This is a genomic window from Lelliottia amnigena (genome assembly GCF_019047465.1).
In the GTDB taxonomy this organism is placed as follows: Bacteria; Pseudomonadota; Gammaproteobacteria; order Enterobacterales; family Enterobacteriaceae; genus Enterobacter; species Enterobacter amnigenus.
The window spans coordinates 1,677,998-1,693,337 of the sequence record NZ_CP077236.1 but is presented as its reverse complement, the minus strand read 5'-3'; the positions used below and the strand labels follow the sequence as shown (position 1 = coordinate 1,693,337).

At 55.3% G+C, this 15,340-nt stretch carries 10 protein-coding genes; 6 read left to right on the top strand and 4 right to left on the bottom strand.

The genetic code is table 11. The features are described 5' to 3' along the window. Positions 1-246: 246 nt before the first annotated feature. A complete protein-coding gene (gene metF, locus I6L74_RS07940; protein ID WP_059180604.1) occupies positions 247-1,137 on the top strand; it encodes a methylenetetrahydrofolate reductase in 891 nt (296 codons plus the stop codon). Between the two features lie 206 nt (positions 1,138-1,343). Beyond that, entirely contained in the window at positions 1,344-3,524 is a 2,181-nt protein-coding gene (gene katG, locus I6L74_RS07935) for a catalase/peroxidase HPI (RefSeq protein WP_059180605.1), read from the top strand. A gap of 58 nt (positions 3,525-3,582) precedes the next feature. Here katG and gldA read toward each other — a convergent pair whose 3' ends face one another. From gldA to argE, 3 genes are all read right to left on the bottom strand, one after another. Continuing rightward, the gene (gldA, locus tag I6L74_RS07930; protein WP_059180606.1) at positions 3,583-4,686 is read right to left on the bottom strand and encodes a bifunctional L-1,2-propanediol dehydrogenase/glycerol dehydrogenase; all 1,104 of its coding nucleotides are present in this window, start codon (positions 4,684-4,686) and stop codon (positions 3,583-3,585) included. 176 nt (positions 4,687-4,862) lie between these two features. Continuing rightward, entirely contained in the window at positions 4,863-7,514 is a 2,652-nt protein-coding gene (gene ppc, locus I6L74_RS07925) for a phosphoenolpyruvate carboxylase (RefSeq protein WP_059180607.1), read from the bottom strand. A gap of 401 nt (positions 7,515-7,915) precedes the next feature. Beyond that, complete coding sequence (gene argE / locus I6L74_RS07920; RefSeq protein ID WP_059180608.1) at positions 7,916-9,067, bottom strand: acetylornithine deacetylase; 1,152 nt, start codon at positions 9,065-9,067, stop codon at positions 7,916-7,918. Between the two features lie 88 nt (positions 9,068-9,155). Here argE and argC point away from each other — a divergent pair, with 88 nt between their 5' ends. From argC to oxyR, 4 genes are all read left to right on the top strand, one after another. After that, positions 9,156-10,160 carry an N-acetyl-gamma-glutamyl-phosphate reductase gene (argC, locus tag I6L74_RS07915; RefSeq protein WP_059180609.1) on the top strand — a complete coding sequence of 335 codons (1,005 nt, stop codon included), beginning with the start codon at positions 9,156-9,158 and terminating at the stop codon, positions 10,158-10,160. A 6-nt stretch (positions 10,161-10,166) separates the two neighbouring features. Then, positions 10,167-10,943, top strand: coding sequence for an acetylglutamate kinase (argB, locus tag I6L74_RS07910; RefSeq protein WP_096759554.1), 777 nt, complete (start codon positions 10,167-10,169; stop codon positions 10,941-10,943). 53 nt (positions 10,944-10,996) lie between these two features. Further along, positions 10,997-12,370 carry an argininosuccinate lyase gene (gene argH, locus I6L74_RS07905; protein ID WP_059180610.1) on the top strand — a complete coding sequence of 458 codons (1,374 nt, stop codon included), beginning with the start codon at positions 10,997-10,999 and terminating at the stop codon, positions 12,368-12,370. 507 nt (positions 12,371-12,877) lie between these two features. After that, positions 12,878-13,795: a DNA-binding transcriptional regulator OxyR gene (gene oxyR, locus I6L74_RS07900; RefSeq protein WP_015960984.1), complete on the top strand. Its 918-nt coding sequence runs from the start codon at positions 12,878-12,880 to the stop codon at positions 13,793-13,795. Here oxyR and sthA read toward each other — a convergent pair. Beyond that, complete coding sequence (sthA, locus tag I6L74_RS07895; protein WP_059180611.1) at positions 13,778-15,178, bottom strand: Si-specific NAD(P)(+) transhydrogenase; 1,401 nt, start codon at positions 15,176-15,178, stop codon at positions 13,778-13,780. The genes oxyR and sthA overlap by 18 nt on opposite strands. Positions 15,179-15,340: the final 162 nt, after the last annotated feature.

The following is a 15,340-nucleotide window of genomic DNA, read 5'->3' as shown; positions in this document are numbered from 1 at the left end:
TCGCAATGCGGCGAAAGGGTTGTCTTCCCCCCTCTCCCTGTGGGAGAGGGCTGGGGTGAGGGCATCAAACCGCACTCTTTCCCCGCCATCATGAACATCTTTCATCTTGCCTGAACATTCCTCACCGTTATGACTGATTATTTCAGTTGACGGCATTCGCGTTTTCCGTCATTTTTACATCCAGACGTCTAAATGGATAGATGTTTATAACGAGCAATAATTATCACGCGATTGATGAGGTAAGGTATGAGCTTTTTTCACGCCAACCAGCGGGAAGCCCTGAATCAGAGCCTGGCTGAAGTGCAGGGCCAGATTAACGTCTCTTTTGAATTCTTTCCGCCGCGCACCAGTGAAATGGAGCAAACCCTATGGAGCTCTATCGATCGCCTGAGCAGCCTGAAGCCGAAATTTGTCTCCGTCACCTACGGGGCAAACTCTGGCGAGCGCGACCGTACGCACAGCATTATCAAGGGCATTAAGGACCGTACCGGGCTTGAAGCCGCGCCGCATTTGACCTGTGTGGATGCGACTCGCGACGAACTGCGCGCTATCGCCCAGGATTACTGGAACAGCGGGATTCGCCACATCGTCGCCCTGCGCGGTGATTTGCCGCCGGGGAGCGGCAAACCGGAAATGTACGCCACCGATCTGGTCGCGTTACTCAAGGACGTGGGCGATTTTGATATCTCCGTCGCCGCGTATCCGGAAGTGCATCCGGAAGCGAAAAGCGCCCAGGCCGATCTGCTCAACCTGAAACGGAAAGTCGATGCCGGTGCCAACCGCGCGATTACCCAGTTTTTCTTCGACGTCGAAAGCTATCTGCGTTTTCGTGACCGCTGTGTTAACGCTGGAATCGACCTGGAAATTATCCCGGGCATCCTGCCGGTCTCGAACTTCAGGCAGGCGAAGAAATTTGCGGACATGACCAACGTGCGCATTCCACTGTGGATGCAGAAAATGTACGAAGGTCTGGATGACGACGCCGAAACCCGCAAGCTGGTGGGCGCGAATATCGCGATGGACATGGTGAAAATTTTGAGCCGTGAAGGGGTGAAGGATTTCCACTTCTACACGCTAAACCGCGCCGAGATGAGTTACGCCATCTGCCACACCCTCGGCGTTCGCCCTGGACTGTAATCTCATGACCCTCTTCGGAGGGTTTTTGCTTATCTGACCTTCCGCCCTTCTCCGGCCTGACGGCATTTTTACCGATTCACTAAAAAAGCTTACATTTTCCAGGGTAATTTAAACGGTAATAACTATCGAATCTGTGGGTTATCTCAATTATACCTATCTGGCTTCGGTGTATATCTTAAGGGAAATACGATCAAGGGAGTATAAAGATGAGCATGTCAGAAGAGACCAATAATTCGTCATCCAGCGGCAAGTGTCCTTTTCACCATGGAGGGTCTGACCAGAGCGCAGGCGCGGGGACAGACAGTCGCGACTGGTGGCCCAAGCAGCTGCGCGTAGAACTCTTAAACCAACATTCCAACCGTTCGAACCCTTTGGGTGAAGACTTCGACTACCGCAAAGAATTCAGCAAACTCGATTATTCCGCTCTGAAAGGCGATATCAAAGCTCTCCTGACCGATTCTCAATCCTGGTGGCCTGCCGACTGGGGCAGCTATGTGGGCCTGTTTATCCGTATGGCATGGCACGGCGCAGGGACTTACCGTTCCGTGGATGGTCGTGGCGGTGCCGGTCGCGGTCAGCAGCGTTTTGCTCCTCTGAATGCATGGCCAGATAACGTGAGCCTCGACAAAGCGCGTCGTCTGCTGTGGCCTGTTAAACAAAAATACGGGCAGAAAATCTCCTGGGCCGATCTGTATATCCTGGCGGGGAACGTGGCGCTGGAAAATTCAGGCTTCCGTACGTTTGGCTTTGGTGCCGGGCGCGAAGATGTCTGGGAGCCAGATATGGACGTTAACTGGGGTGATGAAAAAGCCTGGCTGACCCATCGCGATCCTGAATCACTGGCGAAGCGTCCGTTGGCCGCTACCGAAATGGGGCTGATTTACGTCAATCCGGAAGGGCCAAACGCCAGCGGTGAGCCGCTGTCGGCCGCCGCAGCGATTCGCGCGACGTTCGGCAACATGGGCATGAACGATGAAGAGACCGTCGCGCTGATTGCGGGCGGACATACGCTCGGCAAAACGCACGGTGCAGCGGCGGCCACGCATGTGGGTGTCGATCCGGAAGGGGCGTTGATTGAATCTCAGGGCTTAGGCTGGACCAGCACCCACGGAACGGGCGTGGGTGCAGATGCAATCACCTCCGGTCTGGAAGTCGTCTGGTCACAGACGCCAACCCAGTGGAGTAATTACTTCTTCGAAAACCTGTTCAAATACGAGTGGGTACAGACCCGCAGCCCGGCAGGCGCTATCCAGTTTGAAGCCGTTGACGCGCCGGAAATTATTCCCGATCCGTTCGACCCGTCGAAAAAACGCAAACCGACCATGCTGGTGACCGACCTGACGCTGCGTTTCGACCCAGAGTTCGAGAAAATTTCTCGTCGCTTCCTGAACGATCCGCAGGCGTTTAACGAAGCATTCGCGCGGGCCTGGTACAAACTGACGCACCGAGATATGGGGCCAAAAGCACGTTACATCGGTCCTGAAGTGCCGAAAGAAGATCTGATTTGGCAGGACCCGCTGCCGCAGGCGGTGTTCAATCCGTCTCAAGAAGATATTGCGAGTCTGAAAGCGGAAATTGTGGCGTCCGGGCTTTCCGTTAGCGAGCTGGTGTCGGTTGCCTGGGCGTCTGCGTCCACCTTCCGTGGCGGTGACAAACGCGGTGGTGCCAACGGCGCGCGACTGGCTCTGGCTCCGCAGCGCGACTGGGATGTTAATGCCGCCGCGGTACGCGTCTTACCAACGCTGGAAGCGATTCAACGTACAACCAACAAAGCATCGCTCGCCGATATCATCGTGCTGGCGGGCGTCGTCGGCGTTGAGCAGGCGGCAAAAGCGGCGGGGGTTTACATCACCGTGCCGTTTACGCCGGGCCGCGTGGATGCGCGTCAGGATCAGACTGATATCGAGATGTTTAATCTCCTTGAGCCAGTTGCAGATGGTTTCCGCAACTATCGCGCACAGGTTGATGTCTCCACAACGGAATCGCTGCTGATTGATAAAGCGCAGCAGCTGACGCTTACCGCGCCAGAACTGACCGCGCTGGTCGGGGGAATGCGCGCGCTGGGAGCCAACTTTGATGGCAGCCAGAACGGCGTGTTCACCGATCGCGTGGGTGTGCTGACCACCGATTTCTTTGTGAATCTGTTGGATATGGGCACCCAGTGGAAAGCCACAGACGAATCCAATGAACTGTTTGCGGGCAGCGACCGTGCGAGTGGTGAGGTGAAATACACCGCAACGCGTGCCGATCTGGTGTTTGGTTCAAATGCGGTTCTGCGTGCGCTGGCGGAGGTTTATGCCAGTCAGGATGCTAGCGAGAAGTTCGTCAAAGATTTTGTCGCGGCATGGACCAAAGTGATGAATCTGGATCGTTTTGATGTGAAGTAATCAGACATCAGTCATAAATAAAAATCCCCGCCTCGGCGGGGATTTTTTATGTCAGACGTTATTCCCACTCATGCAGGCAACGCTGACCATACTGATCGGCGACCAGCAGCGCTGCATATACCTCATCTGGCGTCACGCCGCCCGGCATATTGTGAATGGTTTCGCCTTCCGCGCAGGCAGTTTTTGCCACCAGACGCATCTTGGCAGGAACATCTTCTTTGATACCCAGCTGTGCCAGGGTGATGGGCAGCCCAACGCTGTGACACAGTGCGGCAACCGTTTCGATCTCTTCTACCGGCGCGTTTTCCAGCACCAGCTGGGTGAGCGTGCCGAACGCGACTTTTTCACCGTGATAGTAATGGTGCGCATCCGGAATCGCCGTCAGCCCATTGTGTATCGCGTGGGCTGCGGCCAGTCCACCACTCTCAAAGCCCACGCCGCTGAGGTAGGTATTGGCTTCGACGACGCGCTCAAGGGCCGGCGTGACGACATGCTGTTCCGCTGCCAGCATCGCCTTTTCTCCCTCTTCAATCAGCGTGTTATAGCAAAGCTCCGCCAGCGCGAGAGCTGCCTGCGTGCATTTTCCTCCGGCCATGGTGGTGGCACCGCTGCGTGAGCAGGCGCGCGCCTCAAACCAGGTCGCCAGCGCATCGCCAATCCCTGCGGCCAGAAGACGCGCAGGCGCACCCGCCACGATTTTGGTATCGACGATAACCATATTGGGATTGTGCGGGAGCATAAGGTAATGATCGAACTCGCCGCTGTCGGTGTAGATGACTGAAAGGGCGCTACACGGTGCATCCGTAGAGGCAATGGTTGGCGCGATGGCCACCGGTACATCCATAAAATGCGCTAATGCTTTAGCGGTATCGAGCGTTTTACCGCCGCCAATACCTAGCACGGCCTGACAGTCAGCGCCTTTGGCCAGCTTGCGCAGACGGTCGATCTCATTTTGTGAACATTCGCCGCCAAATGGCGCGATTTCGACGTGCAGTTCTGCCTGTTTGAAACTTTGGCGCAAGGTTTCTTCCGCAAAGCCTAAAACAAACTTATCCCCGACAACCAGCCAGCGTTTTGCCAGCGGTTTGAGATAGTCGCCGAGTCGAGTGAGGGCATCTGCACCCTGAATGTATTTGCCCGGTGATTGAATGATACGGTCCATAACATTTCTCCCATAGAGGTTGAGGTTACTAAACGCGTTTTTCCCGTCGTGCTCGAACGTCACTATTGTGACTTTACCGCCACAGTAGCTGGCATTTGTTGCGCTAAATCTAAGGTGGGGGATTTTTGGGCAAAAAAAAGGCCACACCCTGTGTGACCTTTTGATTCGGAAAACCGTTAGCCGGTGTTACGCATGCCTGCCGCAACGCCCGCAATCGTCACCATCAGCGCCTGTTCGACGCGTGGGTCCGCCTCTTTGCCTTCTTCTTCGGCCTTGCGCGAGCGATGCAGCAGCTCAGCCTGCAGAACGTTTAGCGGGTCGGTGTAGATATTTCGCAACTGGATGGATTCGGCAATCCACGGCAAATCAGCCATCAGATGGGAGTCGTTAGCGATATCCAGAACAATTTTGATGTCGCTTTCGAGCAGATCGCGCAGCTCTTTACCTAACGCCCACAGTTCGGGTTTCACCAGACGCTGATCGTAGTATTCCGCCAGCCACAGGTCGACTTTGGAGAACACCATTTCCAGCATACCCAGGCGCGTGGAGAAGAACGGCCAGTCGCGGCACATCGTCTCAAGCTCAGTCTGCTTACCGTCTTCCACCACTTTTTGCAGCGCTGCACCGGCACCCAGCCAGGCGGGTAGCATCAGGCGGTTTTGCGTCCAGGCGAAGATCCACGGAATCGCGCGCAGGGATTCCACACCGCCGGTCGGACGGCGTTTTGCCGGACGAGAACCCAGCGGCAGTTTGCCCAGTTCCTGCTCTGGCGTGGCCGAGCGGAAATAAGGTACGAAGTCTTTGTTTTCGCGCACGTAGCCACGGTACAAGTCGCAGGAGATATCCGACAGCTCATCCATGATGTGACGCCATGCGTCTTTCGGCTCAGGCGGCGGCAGCAGGTTGGCTTCAAGAATCGCGCTGGTGTAGAGCGACAGGCTGCTGATCGTCACTTCTGGCAGACCGTATTTAAAGCGAATCATCTCGCCCTGCTCGGTGACGCGCAAACCGCCTTTCAGGCTGCCCGGGGGCTGAGAGAGCAGTGCAGCATGAGCTGGTGCACCGCCGCGACCGATAGAACCGCCGCGTCCGTGGAACAGCGTTAATTCGATCCCGGCTTTTTCGCAGGTTTTGATCAGCGCATCTTGTGCCTGGTACTGCGCCCAGGATGCCGCCATCACGCCCGCGTCTTTTGCGGAGTCGGAATAGCCAATCATCACCATCTGTTTGCCCTGGATAAAGCCGCGATACCAGTCGATGTTCAGCAACTGGGTCATCACGTCGTTGGCATTATTCAGGTCGTCGAGGGTTTCAAACAGCGGTGCGACAGGCAGCGCAAAGCTGATACCGGCTTCTTTCAACAGCAAATGAACGGCCAGCACGTCAGACGGCGTTTTGGCCATGGAGATCACATAGGCCGCGACCGATCCTTTTGGCGCATCGACGATCGCTTTACAGGTGTTGAGGACTTCGCTGGTTTCTTCGCTTGGTTCCCAGCTGCGTGGCAGAAGTGGACGTTTGGAATTCAATTCGCGGATCAGGAACGCCTGTTTGTCGGCTTCTGACCAGCTTTCGTAATCGCCAATGCCAAGATAACGGGTCAACTCGCCCAGCGCTTCGGTATGGCGGGTGCTTTCCTGACGCACGTCAATGCGCACTAAAGGCACGCCAAAACACTTCACGCGGCGCAGGGTGTCGAGCAGTTCACCGTTGGCGATGATGCCCATGCCGCACGCTTGCAGTGATTTATAACAGGCGTACAGCGGGTCCCAGAGCTGTTCGTTTTGACTCAGCAGCCCTGCGGGTTTTGGCAGGCGCTGGCCTTTCAAACGTGCTTCCAGCCAGGCTTGGGTCGCCATCAGCTGGCCGCGCAGGCCTTTTAACAAGAAGCGGTACGGTTCGGTTGCACCGGCTTCGCCGACTTGTTCGAGCAGTTCTGGCGTGGCTTCAACCATCGACAGCTCAGAAATCAGGATCTGAATATCTTTCAGGAACAGGTCGGTGGCTTTCCAGCGGCTGAGCAACAGCACATGGCGGGTGATTTCGGCGGTGACATTGGGGTTACCGTCGCGGTCGCCACCCATCCAGGAGGTGAAACGCACCGGAACAAAATCCACCGGCAGGCGATAGCCAAGGTTCTCTTCCAGCTGTTCGTTTAATTCGCGCAGGTAGTTCGGCACGCCTTCCCACAGGCTGTTTTCGACAACCGCAAAACCCCATTTGGCTTCATCAACCGGGCTTGGGCGATATTTGCGAATTTCATCGGTGTGCCAGGACTGGGCGATCAGCTGGCGCAGGCGGCGCATCAGCTGGTTACGTTCGTAATCGACGATGTCTTTGTTGTCTAACTGCTTGAGACAGCTATTCACTTCGCCCATTTTGTGAATCAGCGTACGGCGGGTGATTTCGGTCGGGTGTGCAGTCAGCACCAGCTCCAGCGAGAGGGATTCAACCGCTTTTTTGATGGTCTCTTCGTTCAGTTCAGGCTGGTCTTTGAGTTTTCTGAGCGTACGGGCAATCACTTCCGGGTTGCTGGCACCTTCGCCTTTTGGCGAAATGCTGTGGTATTGCTCGGCGGTGTTAGCCAGATTCAGGAACTGGCTGAACGCACGCGCCACGGGCAGAAGCTCATCATTTGACAGGTTTTGCAGCGTGGTGAGCAGCTCCTGACGATTAGCTTCATTTCCTGCACGGGAGGATTTGGACAGCTTACGGATTGTTTCGACGCGGTCGAGAATAGTCTCTCCTAGCGCATCCTTGATGGTATCTCCCAGCACTTTGCCGAGCATACTGACATTACTACGCAACGCGGAATATTGTTCGTTCATATAAACCCAGACACCCCATCATTTTTGTAAATGCCCTGCATCTTTCAAACCACAGCCGTGTTGGCTGCTCTCACCCACTCAGGTCACTTACTTATGTAAGTTTCCGAAGATGCGCTCGTTGCCGCCTTGCCGCAGCTTGAAATCTCTCGGACATAATTTTTCAGTTGTCCTTTATAAAGCCACGTAAAACCCCTGTCGTCAATTGCTGCGAAAACGGTTCAGCAAACGAATAAATGCAGGCAATTTACGAAATTTAATTCGCTTCGCGTCAGATAAGAGATGCTTATGGGAATGTGATGGGGATCATGCGTTATGTTGTCCTCACCTGACCCTCTCCCACCGGGAGAGGGGATAGCTCGGCGCTGTTTTTTTACGCTCTCGCCCCCTTGGAAAGCGTGTTGTTAATGCCAGCAGAAGTGATGCACAACCTGCGTAATTAACTCGCGAGTGGGCTTAATAAAGCGCGTTTCCAGGTATTCATCCGGCTGGTGGGCCTGATTGATGGAGCCCGGACCCAGCACCAGCGTCGGGCACAGCGTCTGGATAAACGGTGCTTCGGTGCAGTAGTTCACCACGTCCGTTTTTTCGCCGAGCAGTTTCTCAACCACTTGCACCAATTGATGATCCGGCGGGCATTCGTAACCTGGAATTGGCGGATGCAGATCGAAAATGGTCAGACGGCCAGGCCAGCGTTCACTTACCGGGGCCAGCGCTTCGCTCAGTAAGCCATTGAGATCGTCGAGCGTCATGCCTGGCAGCGGGCGAATATCCATATGCAGTTCGCAGCAGGCGCAGATGCGGTTAGAGGCATCGCCGCCGTGCAGGCTACCGAGATTGAGCGTGGGATATGGTACGGTGAAGGAGTCGTGGTGGAAGCGTTCTTTCAGGGCGTCGCGCAGCACCATGATGCGGCCAATGGCGTCGTGCATCAGCTCAATGGCATTGACGCCGCGTGCCGGATCGCTGGAGTGGCCTGACTGGCCCAACACGCGCACCGCCGTAGAGATATGGCCTTTATGCGCCCGAATCGGTTGCAGTGACGTCGGTTCGCCAATGATCGCGCAGTCCGGGCGAATGGCGGTGTTTTCCGAGAAATAGCGCGCGCCCGCCATGCTGGTTTCTTCGTCGGCGGTCGCCAGAATGTATAGCGGTTTTTTAAGCGTCTTCACATCAACGTCACGCAGCGCATCGAGAATAAAGGCAAAAAAGCCTTTCATGTCGGCGGTACCCAGACCGTAAAGCTTGCCGTCATGCTCGGTGAGCGTGAAAGGATCGCGCGTCCAGCGCCCATCATCGAAGGGCACGGTGTCCGTATGGCCAGCCAGTAAAAGGCCGCCTGCACCCTGTCCGGCACTGGCCAGCAGGTTAAATTTTTGACGGGTTCCTGGAACGGGTTGAACTTCCACCTTAAAGCCGAGATCGCTAAACCATCCAGCCAGCATATTGATTAAAGACTCATTGCTCTGGTCGAGCGCTTCTTCGGTCGCACTGATGGACGGCGTGGCAATCAGGGCGCGGTAAATCTCGATAAAGGGTGGTAAATTCATTTTCATTGTTGACATACCTTAGGTCGTGATAGTATCAATATTCATGCACTAAATGTGAATAAAAATACACTAACGTTGATCGTAAAGGAACCCGATGTTGAATACGCTGATTGTGGGCGCTAGCGGTTATGCGGGCGCAGAGCTTGTAAGCTACGTGAATCGCCATCCTCATATGACCATAACCGCTTTGACTGTCTCAGCGCAAAGCAATGATGCGGGAAAGTTAATTTCCGATTTGCATCCGCAACTTAAGGGAATCGTCGATCTCCCGTTGCAGCCGATGTCCGATATCAGTGAGTTTGTTGGTGGCGTAGACGTGGTGTTTCTGGCCACGGCGCACGAAGTCAGCCACGATCTGGCCCCGCAGTTTTTGGCGGCGGGTTGTGTGGTGTTTGACCTCTCCGGCGCGTTCCGCGTAAACGACAGTGCGTTCTACGAAAAATATTACGGTTTCACTCACCAGCATACCGATCTGCTTGAGCAGGCGGTCTACGGCCTGGCGGAGTGGAATGACGACAAGATAAAAGAAGCCAATCTGATCGCTGTTCCGGGTTGTTATCCGACGGCGGCGCAGCTTTCGCTTAAACCGCTGATCGACGCTGACCTGCTGGATCTCAATCAGTGGCCGGTGATCAACGCCACCAGCGGCGTGAGCGGTGCCGGGCGCAAGGCGGCGATTGCCAATAGTTTCTGCGAAGTGAGTCTGCAACCGTATGGCGTGTTCAACCACCGTCATCATCCGGAGATCACCACGCATCTGAGTGCAGAGGTGATTTTCACACCGCATCTGGGCAATTTCCCGCGCGGGATTCTGGAAACCATTACCTGCCGTCTGAAGCCGGGCGTGACCAAAGACCAGATTTCTGAAGTCTTTACGCAGGCCTATGCCAATAAACCGCTGGTCCGCCTGTATGACAACGTGCTGCCAGCGCTGAAAAATGTAGTCGGTCTGCCGTTCTGTGACATCGGCTTTGCCGTTCAGGGCGAGCATCTGATTGTGGTTGCGGCGGAAGATAACCTTCTTAAAGGCGCTGCCGCTCAGGCTGTGCAGTGCGCAAATATTCGTTTTGGCTACGCTGAAACCCAGTCTCTTATTTAAGGTGTGATGATGAATCCATTAATTATCAAACTCGGTGGCGTATTGCTGGACAGCGAAGAAGCGCTGGAGCGTCTGTTTAGCGCGCTGGTTGATTATCGCGAATCCCATCAACGTCCGCTGGTGATTGTTCACGGCGGCGGCTGCGTGGTGGATGAGCTGATGAAAGGCCTCAACTTGCCGGTGAAAAAGAAGAACGGTCTGCGCGTGACGCCTGCCGATCAGATTGACATCATCACCGGTGCGCTGGCGGGAACGGCGAACAAAACGCTGCTGTCATGGGCGAAGAAACATCATATCGCGTCGGTCGGCCTGTACCTCGGCGATGGCGACAGCGTAAAAGTGACGCAGCTCGACGAAGAGTTGGGCCACGTTGGACTGGCGCAGCCGGGTTCGCCTAAGCTGATTAATACGCTGCTGGAAGGCGGTTTCTTGCCAGTGGTGAGCTCTATCGGGGTAACCGAAGAAGGGCAACTGATGAACGTGAACGCCGATCAGGCCGCAACGGCGCTGGCCGCCACGCTGGGCGCTGACCTGATTCTGCTTTCCGACGTGAGCGGCATTCTGGACGGTAAAGGCCAGCGTATCGCCGAGATGACGGCGGCAAAAGCGGAGCAGCTGATTTCTCAGGGCATCATTACGGATGGCATGATTGTAAAAGTGAACGCGGCGCTGGACGCTGCGCGCACCCTGGGTCGTCCGGTGGACATTGCCTCATGGCGTCACGCGGAACAACTCCCGGCGCTGTTTAACGGCACGCCGATTGGCACACGTATTCTGGCGTAAGCATTTTTCCCCTCATCAGAGGGTATCTCTAAACGAATTTAAGGAAGCATGTTATGGCACTTTGGGGTGGGCGTTTTACACAGGCAGCGGATCAACGGTTCAAACAGTTCAACGACTCTTTGCGCTTCGACTACCGCCTGGCCGAACAAGATATCGTCGGCTCTGTGGCCTGGTCCAAAGCGCTGGTCACCGTTGGTGTATTAAGCGCTGATGAGCAATTACAGCTCGAAGAGGCGCTGAACAACCTGCTGGAAGAAGTGCGCCTGAATCCGCAGCAAATCCTCGAAAGCGACGCGGAAGATATTCACAGCTGGGTGGAAGGCAAGCTGATCGACAAAGTGGGTCAGCTGGGTAAAAAACTGCACACCGGGCGTAGTCGTAACGACCAGGTGGCGACAGACCTGAAGCTGTGGTGTAAAGACACTATCGTGGAACTGCTGTCGGCGAACCGTCAGCTGCAGAATGCGCTGGTTGAAACTGCGCAAAACAATCAGGATGCAGTGATGCCGGGTTACACCCACCTGCAGCGCGCGCAGCCGGTTACGTTTGCTCACTGGTCTCTGGCGTATGTCGAGATGCTGGCGCGTGACGAAAGCCGTTTGCAGGATACGCTGAAGCGTCTGGACGTTAGCCCGCTGGGCAGCGGTGCGCTGGCCGGTACCGCCTATGAAATCGATCGCGAACAGTTGGCGGGCTGGTTAGGTTTTGCCTCTGCGACCCGCAACAGTCTGGACAGCGTGTCGGATCGTGACCACGTCCTGGAATTGCTGTCGAACGCCTCTATCGGCATGGTGCATTTGTCGCGCTTTGCCGAAGATCTGATTTTCTTCAACTCCGGTGAAGCCGGTTTTGTGGAGCTGTCCGATCGTGTCACCTCTGGCTCTTCATTGATGCCGCAGAAGAAAAACCCGGACGCGCTGGAGCTGATCCGCGGTAAGTGTGGCCGTGTGCAGGGCGCGCTGACGGGCATGATGATGACCCTGAAAGGTCTGCCGTTGGCCTACAACAAAGATATGCAGGAAGATAAAGAAGGGCTGTTCGATGCGCTCGACACCTGGCTGGATTGCCTGCATATGGGCGCGCTGGTGCTGGACGGCATTCAGGTGAAACGTCCGCGTTGCCAGGAAGCGGCACAACAGGGCTATGCGAACTCCACCGAGCTGGCGGATTATCTTGTCGCCAAGGGCGTACCGTTCCGCGAGGCGCACCATATTGTGGGCGAAGCCGTGGTAGAGGCGATTCGTCAGGGCAAACCGCTGGAAGATCTGACGCTGGCCGATTTGCAGAAATTCAGTGCCGTGATAGGCGATGACGTGTACCCGATTCTTTCGCTGCAATCCTGTCTGGATAAGCGCGCGGCGAAAGGTGGCGTGTCACCGAAGCAGGTCGCACAGGCGATTGCGGATGCGAAAGCGCGCCTTGTTTAGGATTTGTGCGGGCTGATGCCCTCACCCCGGCCCTCTCCCACAGGAGAGGGAGTAAACACCAAAAATGGCAACGTCGGTTGCCATTTTGCTTTTACCTTGTCTCAATCCCGGCCCTCTCCCAATGGAGGGGGAGTAAACACTAAAAATGGCAACGTCGGTTGCCATTTTGCTTTTACCTTGTCTCAACCCGAGCCTCTTCCATGGTGAAAGGCGCGAGCTGTCTCCTCTCTTTGGGAGAGAGCCAGGTGCGGGAAGAATAGGCAGCCTGGTTAAAAGCCGGGCTTTTTTACGCAAAAAAAAAGCGGACCACGGGGTCCGCAAAAGTTCACGTTGGCTTTAGTTGTTCGAGTCAGGGATAAACTCGTGTGGCTCGGCGGGGACGTCAAGGGTCAAACACGTGCCGCCTCGTCTATGTGGTGTATTATTCAACAGAGTGCTTGATAGGGATAATCGTTCGTTGCTATGCTATCTATCGCCATGAACTATCATGGCGATAGAGGATGAATAATGAATATTCGTGATCTTGAATACCTGGTTGCACTCGCTGAGCACCGACATTTTCGCCGCGCGGCAGATTCCTGCCACGTGAGTCAGCCCACGCTGAGCGGTCAGATCCGCAAGCTGGAAGATGAGCTGGGCGTAATGCTGCTGGAGCGCACCAGCCGTAAAGTGCTGTTCACTCAGGCCGGTTTGTTGCTGGTGGATCAGGCGCGCACCGTATTGCGCGAGGTCAAAGTGCTCAAGGAAATGGCGAGCCAGCAGGGCGAGGCGATGTCCGGTCCGCTTCATATTGGCCTGATCCCGACCGTTGGCCCGTATCTCCTGCCGCTCATCATTCCGATGCTGCATCAGACCTTCCCGAAACTCGAAATGTATCTGCACGAAGCGCAGACACATCAATTGCTGGCCCAGCTCGACAGCGGCAAGCTCGACTGCGCGATCCTGGCGCTGGTTAAAGAGAGCGAGGCGTTTATTGAGGTGCCGCTGTTTGATGAGCCGATGATGCTGGCGATCTACGAAGATCACCCGTGGGCCAATCGCGATCGCGTACCGATGGGCGATCTGGCGGGTGAAAAGCTGTTGATGCTGGAAGACGGTCACTGCCTGCGCGATCAGGCGATGGGGTTCTGCTTTGAGGCGGGTGCTGAGGAAGATACCCATTTCCGCGCAACCAGTCTGGAAACGCTGCGTAATATGGTGGCGGCGGGAAGTGGTATTACGCTGCTGCCTGCGCTGGCCGTACCGCGCGAGCGTCGACGTGATGGTGTGGTTTATCTGCCATGCATTAAGCCAGAACCACGTCGTACGGTTGGCCTGGTTTATCGTCCGGGATCGCCCCTGCGCAGCCGCTATGAGCAGCTAGCAGAGGCCATCCGCAGTTCGATGGATGGCCATTTTGACGACGCGTTAAAACAGGCGGTTTAAGCCATTTAGCGCCGCTACCCGATAGGCTTCTGCCATCGTCGGGTAGTTAAAGGTGGTGTTAACGAAGTACTCGATCGTGTTACCGCCACCTTTTTGCTCCATGATTGCCTGACCGATGTGAATGATTTCCGCCGCACGTTCACCGAAGCAGTGAATGCCGAGGATCTCTTTCGTCTCGCGATGGAACAAAATCTTCAGCGTCCCCACGCTCATTCCCACGATTTGCGCCCGCGCCAGATGTTTAAACTGCGCGCGACCGACCTCGTACGGCACTTTCATCGATGTCAGCTGCTGTTCGGTTTTACCCACAGAGCTGATTTCCGGAATGGTGTAAATGCCGGTTGGAATATCTTCAATCAGATGGGCGGTGGCTTCACCTTTCACCAACGCCTGAGCCGCGATGCGCCCCTGATCGTAAGCGGCGGATGCCAGACTCGGATACCCAATCACATCGCCTACCGCGTAGATATGCGGCAGCGCCGTCTGGTACATGCTGTTGACCTTCAACTGGCCGCGACTGTCGGTGGCAAGGCCAATGTTTTCCAGCGCCAGCGAATCGGTGTTACCGGTACGGCCATTCGCGTACAGCAGGCAATCGGCTTTCAGCTTTTTGCCAGACTTCAGATGCATAATCACGCCGTCGTCGCAGGGCTCGATTCTTTCGTACTCTTCGTTGTGGCGAATCACCACACCGCTGTTCCAGAAGTGGTACGAGAGCGAATCGGACATCTCTTGATCGAGAAACGCCAGCAGGCGGTCGCGGGTGTTAATCAAATCAACTTTGACTTCCATTCCACGGAAAATGGAGGCGTATTCGCAGCCAATGACCCCTGCGCCGTAAATCAGCACATGGCGTGGCTCATGATGCAGGCTCAAAATAGAGTCGCTGTCATAAACGCGCGGATGTGAAAAATCGACATCGTCCGGATGATAGGGGCGTGAACCGCAGGCGATGACGAATTTCTCGGCGGTAATGGTCTCGACGGAACCGTCGTGACATTTCAGCGCCAGGGTATGCTCGTCAACAAAGTGCGCGTCACCCTGCAGGATTTCGCAGTGGTTGCGTTCGTAAAACCCCTGGCGCATCCGCGTCTGCTGATTAATCACGGTATCAGCATGGTTGAGGATGTCGGCAAAAGAGGAACGAAGAAGACGGGAGTGGTCGCTGTAAAGAGGGTTTTGGTTAAATTCGATAATGCGGCTAACGGCGTGGCGGAGGGCTTTTGAAGGGATGGTGCCCCAGTGGGTACAACCGCCGCCAACATTATGGTAGCGCTCAATGACCGCTACTCTGGCTCCCTGTTTAACCAGACCCATAGCAGCGCCTTCGCCGCCGGGGCCGGAACCAATAACTATTGCGTCGTAATCGTAGGAATGTGACATGGCAAGGCTTACCTGTTCTTATACATAAAAGCAACAGAATAGTAACATCATTAGCGGGATAACCCAATTATCGTTGTGCTCTTTTCGGGCTGTGGAGCACAAACCTCGCGTAAACAATCATTCACAAAGCTGTGCAAACAGATTAATTTTATTCTCTGGTAT

What these genes read in the sequence shown, in the direction of transcription:
- argH (WP_059180610.1), top strand. Translation starts at nt 10,997, where the DNA reads ATGGCACTTTGGGGTGGGCGTTTTACACAGGCAGCGGATCAACGGTTC.
- ppc (WP_059180607.1), bottom strand. Translation starts at nt 7,514, where the DNA reads ATGAACGAACAATATTCCGCGTTGCGTAGTAATGTCAGTATGCTCGGC.
- sthA (WP_059180611.1), bottom strand. Translation starts at nt 15,178, where the DNA reads ATGTCACATTCCTACGATTACGACGCAATAGTTATTGGTTCCGGCCCC.
- argE (WP_059180608.1), bottom strand. Translation starts at nt 9,067, where the DNA reads ATGAAAATGAATTTACCACCCTTTATCGAGATTTACCGCGCCCTGATT.
- argC (WP_059180609.1), top strand. Translation starts at nt 9,156, where the DNA reads ATGTTGAATACGCTGATTGTGGGCGCTAGCGGTTATGCGGGCGCAGAG.
- oxyR (WP_015960984.1), top strand. Translation starts at nt 12,878, where the DNA reads ATGAATATTCGTGATCTTGAATACCTGGTTGCACTCGCTGAGCACCGA.
- gldA (WP_059180606.1), bottom strand. Translation starts at nt 4,686, where the DNA reads ATGGACCGTATCATTCAATCACCGGGCAAATACATTCAGGGTGCAGAT.
- katG (WP_059180605.1), top strand. Translation starts at nt 1,344, where the DNA reads ATGAGCATGTCAGAAGAGACCAATAATTCGTCATCCAGCGGCAAGTGT.
- metF (WP_059180604.1), top strand. Translation starts at nt 247, where the DNA reads ATGAGCTTTTTTCACGCCAACCAGCGGGAAGCCCTGAATCAGAGCCTG.
- argB (WP_096759554.1), top strand. Translation starts at nt 10,167, where the DNA reads ATGATGAATCCATTAATTATCAAACTCGGTGGCGTATTGCTGGACAGC.